The 6,399-nt window shown below is 69.0% G+C and carries 6 protein-coding genes; 3 read left to right on the forward strand and 3 right to left on the reverse strand.

All coding sequences use genetic code 11. From position 1 onward, the window contains the following. Positions 1 to 511: 511 nt before the first annotated feature. Complete coding sequence (locus tag ACFWY9_RS03225) at positions 512 to 1,567, forward strand: fatty acid desaturase family protein (RefSeq protein ID WP_378338015.1); 1,056 nt, start codon at positions 512 to 514, stop codon at positions 1,565 to 1,567. A 95-nt stretch (positions 1,568 to 1,662) separates the two neighbouring features. Here ACFWY9_RS03225 and ACFWY9_RS03230 read toward each other — a convergent pair whose 3' ends face one another. Continuing rightward, complete coding sequence (locus ACFWY9_RS03230) at positions 1,663 to 2,724, reverse strand: RNA polymerase subunit sigma-70 (protein WP_378338016.1); 1,062 nt, start codon at positions 2,722 to 2,724, stop codon at positions 1,663 to 1,665. A 230-nt stretch (positions 2,725 to 2,954) separates the two neighbouring features. On the opposite strand from ACFWY9_RS03230, the gene lysA reads away from it, so the two are divergent. After that, the gene (gene lysA / locus ACFWY9_RS03235; RefSeq protein ID WP_378326939.1) at positions 2,955 to 4,298 is read left to right on the forward strand and encodes a diaminopimelate decarboxylase; all 1,344 of its coding nucleotides are present in this window, start codon (positions 2,955 to 2,957) and stop codon (positions 4,296 to 4,298) included. 3 nt (positions 4,299 to 4,301) lie between these two features. Here the strand turns inward: lysA and ACFWY9_RS03240 are convergent, their stop codons facing one another. Both ACFWY9_RS03240 and ACFWY9_RS03245 read right to left on the reverse strand, forming a co-directional pair. After that, positions 4,302 to 4,925 carry a hypothetical protein gene (locus ACFWY9_RS03240; protein ID WP_378338017.1) on the reverse strand — a complete coding sequence of 208 codons (624 nt, stop codon included), beginning with the start codon at positions 4,923 to 4,925 and terminating at the stop codon, positions 4,302 to 4,304. An 8-nt stretch (positions 4,926 to 4,933) separates the two neighbouring features. Then, positions 4,934 to 5,374 (reverse strand): hypothetical protein, encoded by a 441-nt coding sequence (locus tag ACFWY9_RS03245; RefSeq protein WP_378326941.1) that lies wholly within the window; start codon positions 5,372 to 5,374, stop codon positions 4,934 to 4,936. A 339-nt stretch (positions 5,375 to 5,713) separates the two neighbouring features. Here ACFWY9_RS03245 and ACFWY9_RS03250 point away from each other — a divergent pair, with 339 nt between their 5' ends. Next, positions 5,714 to 6,211: an Lrp/AsnC family transcriptional regulator gene (locus ACFWY9_RS03250; protein ID WP_378326942.1), complete on the forward strand. Its 498-nt coding sequence runs from the start codon at positions 5,714 to 5,716 to the stop codon at positions 6,209 to 6,211. Positions 6,212 to 6,399: the final 188 nt, after the last annotated feature.

Below are 6,399 nucleotides of genomic sequence, written 5' to 3' on the forward strand. Positions count from 1 at the left end.
TGGCTGGGCCTCTTTGTGGTCTTGGGTCGAGGCGCGTTTTTTTGGGGGTTGGGGCCCCGGGGGGGGGGCCCGCTCGCGGGGTGCCCCCGCCCCCCCCCCTCGACAGGTACATCAAGAACGTCGTCCACCGTCCGTGAACCCGAGGTGGGCGCTGCCTCGCGAGGAACAGCGAAGCGGCTGCTCGTTGGCCAGCCTGACCAAGATGGGCTCTGCGCGGCGGATGGGCCGATGCCGGTTGGTGCTCCTGTCCTCCGGTCGGACAACGCGACCGGTCGGGCACCGAGGGTGAACCTGGCAGGCCGCCGATTCACGTTTCGTCCTCGATGTCTCGGACTGTACACCTCATCGTGTCCCGATGGTTGGTTTGCACGAGCCCTATCGGGGTGAGACCCTGGAGGCAGACCACGGAGCTTCCGTGGCGTCCGGAGGCCCAGCGCCTTTCTCCGCCGGGACCTCCGGCGGTTGGGAATCCTTGCTGGACAAGGCCTTTCGTACGTACCCAAAGCGGTGCATGATCTTGACGACGACCCCAGCACTCGACCCGGGGGCGCCGTCGCCCGGCACCGGGTCCGATTTCGCCGAACTTTCCCGGCTGGTGAAGCACGCCGGTCTGCTGGGACGCAGAAGGCGTTACTATACTTGGAAAATCGGCCTCAACCTGCTCGCCTTCGCTGGCGGATGGGTGGCCTTCGCGTTCCTCGGGAACTCATGGTGGCAGCTGTTCCTCGCCGCGTTCTTCGCCATGATGTTCACCCAGCTGTCGTTCATCGGCCACGACGCCGGGCACAAGCAGATCTTCCGCGGCCGCCGCGCCAACGACGCGACCGGCATGGTCCACGGCAGCCTCGTCGGGCTCAGCTACGGCTGGTGGATCGGCACGCACAACCGGCACCACGCCAATCCCAACCACGAGGACGAGGACCCGGACGTCAACATCGCCGCGCTGGCGTTCACCAGGGCGCAGGGCGGCGAGCGACGCGGTTTCCTGCGCTGGGTGGCGAAATACCAGGCCATCCTGTTCTTCCCGCTGCTGTTGCTCGAAGGCCTCAACCTGCACGTGTCGAGCGTCGTCGCGGTGTGGCGGCGGGACGTCAAGCGGCACAAGCTCGAAGCGGCGCTCCTGCTCGGCCACCTGGCCGCATATCTGACCGCGGTGTTCGTCGTGTTGTCCCCGGGAACCGGCTTCGTGTTCATCGCGGTGCACCAATGCCTTTGGGGCCTGTACATGGGTTGTTCGTTCGCGCCCAACCACAAGGGCATGCCGACACTGTCCGCCGGGCACCGGCTCGACTTCCTGCGCAAGCAGGTGCTCACCTCGCGCGACATCCGAGGCGGTCCGGTGGTCGACTTCGCACTGGGTGGGCTGAACTACCAGATCGAACACCATCTCTTCCCCAGCATGGCCCGGCCGAACCTGCGGCACGCGCAGGTGATCGTGCGAGAGTTCTGCGCGCGGCACGGGATCGAGTACGCCCAGTGCGGCTGGTTGCGTTCCTACGGTTTCGTCCTGCGGCATCTGCATTCCGTCGGCGCACCACTGCGTACGCCCACCCACGTCAGATCGTGAAGGAGCACACCACCCCCTGATGTCGCGAATGCTCCATTGGAGACAGTGAACGTCCTCAATGGAGCATTCGCGACATCGAGCCCGCTCTCAGACCATCACGCCACGCGCTCGGCGTCGGCGGGCAGCGTCATCGACAGGTCGAAGGACGGGAACACGGCGGGGACGAAGTTGACGACCTCGGCAACCTTGCCGTCCATAATGGACAGCACGTCCAACGCGAAGGCGTGGAACTCCCGGTCTTCCGACGGCCACCGGATGTAGCTCGCGACGGCGGGCTGTCCGTTCGCCGAAGTAAGGCGCATGGCGAAGTCGAGCGCGTTGGCGCCCCGCAGCGCGGGTGCCCACCCCTCCAGCACCTCGGCGAGTCCGCCGTACCAGGTCGGGTCCGGCCCCATCCAACCGCCGGCGCCCGCCTGGTGGCTGCACCGGACGTCCTCACGCAGCAACTCGGCGAGCGCGTCCTCGTCACACTCCACCACCGCCGTCATGTAGCGCCGCACGAGGGCGCGCTCGTCGGCACTAGCGGCAGGGCGCCACTCCGCGCGGCACGCGGGCAGGTGTTCCTTCAGCTCGGCGCGGCCACGCTGCAGTGCGGAGTTGACCGACGCGGGCGTCGTCTCCAGCAGCGACGCGGCCTCCTTGGCCGACCAGCCGAGCACGTCACGCAGGATCAGCACCGCACGTGTCCGCACGGGCAGGTGCTGGATGGCGGCGAGGAACGCCAGCTCGATCGTCTCGCGCGCGACCGCGACCGCGTCCGGTTCCCCGTCCTTGTCGGCCACCGATTCCAGCAGGTGGTCCGGGTAGGGCTGCAACCACGGGACGGCGACGGCAGGCCGCGGCGCGAGGTCGGAATCCTCGGTGACGGGCAGGTCGAGCGTCGGCAGCTTGCGCGTGGTCGCGTCGAGGAAATCGAGGCACGCGTTGGTGGCGATCCGGTACAGCCAGGCCCGGAAACTCGCCTTGGCCTGGTACGTCTCGCGCTTGCGCCACGCCCGCAGGAACGTCTCCTGCACCTGGTCCTCGGCCTCGTCGTACGAACCCAGCATCCGGTAGCAGTGCACCCGCAGCTCCCGCCGGTGCCGCTCGACCAAGCTGCTGAACGCCGCTTCGTCCCCGGCCTTCGCCGCCGCCACGACGGCACTGTCCTCAGTCATGGAGATCCCTCCGCCCAGCTGTGTGTTCACCATGCCCGGTGTGACGGTGAACGGCAGGAAAACTCAGCACCGCGCAGGTCAGCGGGGGTGTGGCGGAAGTTACTCGCACGTTAAGGACGCGTCAGCGACTGGCTTCGGAGTGTCAGGAGGGTGTCGACGGCGGCGGCATCGCGGTGGATCACGGCGTTGGCTGAGCACGTGTCCGATACGACCCACGCACGGAGGTAACCGTGACGCTCAGCGAGCTCCTGCCCAGCCTCGGCTGTGAGGCCGCCGACCACCTCGAACCGGGTCTTTGGCCGCGGAGCACCTGTCTCGGTGAGAACGGCGAGCTGCTCTTCGCCGGTGCACCGGTGAGCCACCTCGCCGCCAAGTTCGGTACCCCGGCGTTCCTGATCGACGAGGCCCAGATCCGCGCCACCGCGCGGGCCTACCGCCGTGCGCTGCCCGAGGCCGAGGTCGCCTACGCGAGCAAGGCGCTGTGCATCCGCTCGGTGCTGCGCTGGGTCGCCGAGGAGGGCCTCTCCCTCGACACCTGCTCGGCCGGTGAAATCGCCGCGGCCCGGTCGATCGGCTTCCCCGCCGAGCGCATCCTGTTGCACGGCAACGCGAAGACCCCGGAAGACCTCAAGGCCGCGCTGGCCTACGGCGTCCGTCGCATCGTCGTCGACTCGCTCGACGAGATCGAGGCGCTCGGCGCGCTCGCCCACGGTGCCCAGCAGGTCATGATCCGCGTGACACCCGGCGTTTCGGGTGACACCCACGCGAAGATCACCACCGGCACCGAGGGCCAGAAGTTCGGTTTCTCGCTGCGCGAAGACGTTCACGACAACGTCGACCGCGCGGTCGCGGCGGTGCTGGCCCAGCCCGGTCTGCGGCTCGTCGGCCTGCACTGCCACATCGGCTCGCAAGTGTCCCGTGTGGACAGGTACGAGGAAGCCGCGCGGAAGATGGTCGACGTGCTGGTGCGCATCCGCGACAGCCACGGCGTCACGCTGCGGGAACTGGACCTCGGCGGCGGCCACGCCGTCCCGTATCTCACCGGTGACCCCGACTTCGATCTCCAGGGCTATGCCCGGCGGCTGCGGATCGCGCTCGGCTACGAATGCTCGCGGCACGACTTTCCCTTGCCCCGCTTGACGATCGAGCCCGGACGCGCGATCGTCGGCCCGGCCGGGATCACGGTGTACCGGGTGTGCGCGGTCAAGCGCGGCAGCCGGACGTTCGTCGCCGTCGACGGCGGCATGAGCGACAACGCGCGCCCTGCCTTGTACGGCGCCAAATACACCGCGCGGCTCGTCGGCAGGCACACCCGCGCCGCGCGGCAGCCGGTGACCGTCGTGGGGCGGCACTGCGAATCGGGCGACATCCTCGCCGACGACGTCTGCCTGCCCGCCGATGTCCGGCCGGGCGACCTGCTTGCCGTGCCGTGCACCGGTGCGTACCACCACTCGCTGGCGTCGAACTACAACCTCATCGGCCGCCCGCCCGTCGTCGGCGTCCGCGACGGTATGGCCACGCTGCTCGTCCGCCGGGAAACCGAGGAGGATCTGCTGCGCCGCGACGTCGGCTGAGCCTTACCGCAGCACCGTTTCGATCCGGGCGGCCAGGTCCAGCACCGCGCCCGCGCTGAGCGTCCATCCCGTCGAACGCGCCCGGTGCAGGGTACGCACGAGCAGGACCGCCCCCTGGGTGAGCGGTTCGAGGGCCAGCAGCCGCTCGACTTTCCAGCTGTGGCTGGGATCGGGCCCGGCGACGGTGGGCGTCAACGCGGCGGCCGCTTGCAGCAACGTGGGATCCGCGTTCAGCATGCCCGCGGTCACGACGTCACCTTCGAACGACGAGCCACCCAGCGCGACCCGGGCGGGCAGCGGGACGTCCAGCGGAACGGCGTACAGCAGCGTGCCCAGCCCCATGCTGCGGCGGATCACCGAACCGCCGCTCATGATCGCGGCACGGAGCTCGAACGGCCGGGGTGCCGGGGCGTCGACGTACACGAAACAGTGCGTCGGCGCCGGCATCCCGCTGAACCGTTCGCGCGGCGGCAACAGGCTCCCGGCGGGAACTCCGATGCTGTCGGCCGGAAGTGTCATGGCGGACGGCGGTCCGGCGAGGCCGAGTTCGCTTCCGAGCACACGGGCGATGTCGGCGGTCACGTTCGCCGGATCGCCACGCCTGCCGGTCCAAACGGCTGCGGGCATGGTGATCCTCAGGCGATTCCGGCGGCTTCGTGCTGCACACGCGCCGCTTCGTCCGGCTGCCCTGCGGCGGCCAGCAGTTCACCGAGCCGCCGCAACGCGGCCTGCAGTTCGGCCTGGAACCGTCCCGGCCGCACCCGGGTGAGCTCACGCCACTGGTCCGCCGCGGACCTGGCGTGCGTCAGCGCCTCCTCCGCGCGGCCCTGGGTAGCCAGCTGATCGCGGCTCTGGTCATGCCACTGGGCCTGACGCAGCAACGTCTGCGAGCGATCTTCGACCGGCGCCGACGCGGCCGCCTCAGCCCTCGCGACCTTCCGCTTGCGGACCGCGACACTGAGCGCGCTCACCCCGGCGAGCAGCGCGCCCACGACCACCGCGGACACCAGCGCGTGCGGCAGATCGCTGCTCGCGCCATAGGGGACGGCCAGGTGCGTGACTGTGGAAGTAATCATGCCGGGGACGCTAATCACGGCAGATGAGTTTTCGATGACGCGCCGATGATCGCCTGGGCCCTTGCCCGGCGTGACACCGGAGAAAGCTCTGTCTCCCTCGCCGACGGCGCCAGGCGCGCCGTCGGCCCGGTTCATGGACCCTCCTGGTCGCGGGTGTGAAGCGGCCCCGGACCGTAACGGGCGGCCGGACTACAGCGAAAGATGTCCGACGAGGGTACGCAGAACGCACACCGCGACACGCGCGCGGATAACGTGACGATAAGGTCTCCCGCTTTGTCGGTGCGACTGGATACGCTGCGCGCTTAAGAAAACACATGCCGAAACAAAGGGAGGGACGGCATGGGTGAAGAAGTACGCACGCGGAACGACGATCAGCGCGCCCAGCGAGGACTGGACAGCACCGACCGGACGTTGATCTCGCTGCTCCAGCACGACGGACGCGCCTCGTTCACCGCGCTCGCCAAGGCGGTGGGCCTGTCTGAGGGCGCGGTACGCCAGCGGGTGCAGCGGTTGCTGCGCGAGGACATGATGCAGATCGTCGCCATCACCTCGCCCGCCAACGTCGATCTCGATCGGCAGGCGATGGTCGGGATCACCGTCAGCGGCGATCCCCGCGACGTCGCGGACAGGCTTTCCTCGCTGCCCCACGTGCACTCCGTCGTGCTGTGCGCGGGCAGCTTCGACCTGCTGGCCGAGCTGACCTGCCGGGACGACGAACACCTGCTGCAGGTGCTCGGTGCGGACATCCGCTCGATCCCGGAAGTGACCGGTACCGAACTGTTCGTGTACCTCAAGCGCGCCAAGCAGGATTACACCTGGGGCCACCTGACGAACTAGCCCGTGTCGTCCCATCCAGGTACACGAACCGGCTCCCCAGGTACGCGTGTCGTCCGGCTGAGTACGCGAGCCGACCGTCCGGATCCGGAACCGGGGGGGGGGGGGGGGCCCCGGGGGGGCCGGGGGCGGCCGCGCGGCAAATGCGGGTGGGGTTTATAAACAAGAGGAAGCCGCAGAGACACCCGGTA

Origin of the sequence: Amycolatopsis sp. NPDC059027 (assembly GCF_042739735.1) — a bacterium.
Classification (GTDB): Bacteria; Actinomycetota; Actinomycetes; order Mycobacteriales; family Pseudonocardiaceae; genus Amycolatopsis.

What these genes read in the sequence shown, in the direction of transcription:
- ACFWY9_RS03225 (WP_378338015.1), top strand. Translation starts at nt 512, where the DNA reads ATGATCTTGACGACGACCCCAGCACTCGACCCGGGGGCGCCGTCGCCC.
- ACFWY9_RS03230 (WP_378338016.1), bottom strand. Translation starts at nt 2,724, where the DNA reads ATGACTGAGGACAGTGCCGTCGTGGCGGCGGCGAAGGCCGGGGACGAA.
- ACFWY9_RS03250 (WP_378326942.1), top strand. Translation starts at nt 5,714, where the DNA reads ATGGGTGAAGAAGTACGCACGCGGAACGACGATCAGCGCGCCCAGCGA.
- ACFWY9_RS03240 (WP_378338017.1), bottom strand. Translation starts at nt 4,925, where the DNA reads ATGCCCGCAGCCGTTTGGACCGGCAGGCGTGGCGATCCGGCGAACGTG.
- ACFWY9_RS03245 (WP_378326941.1), bottom strand. Translation starts at nt 5,374, where the DNA reads ATGATTACTTCCACAGTCACGCACCTGGCCGTCCCCTATGGCGCGAGC.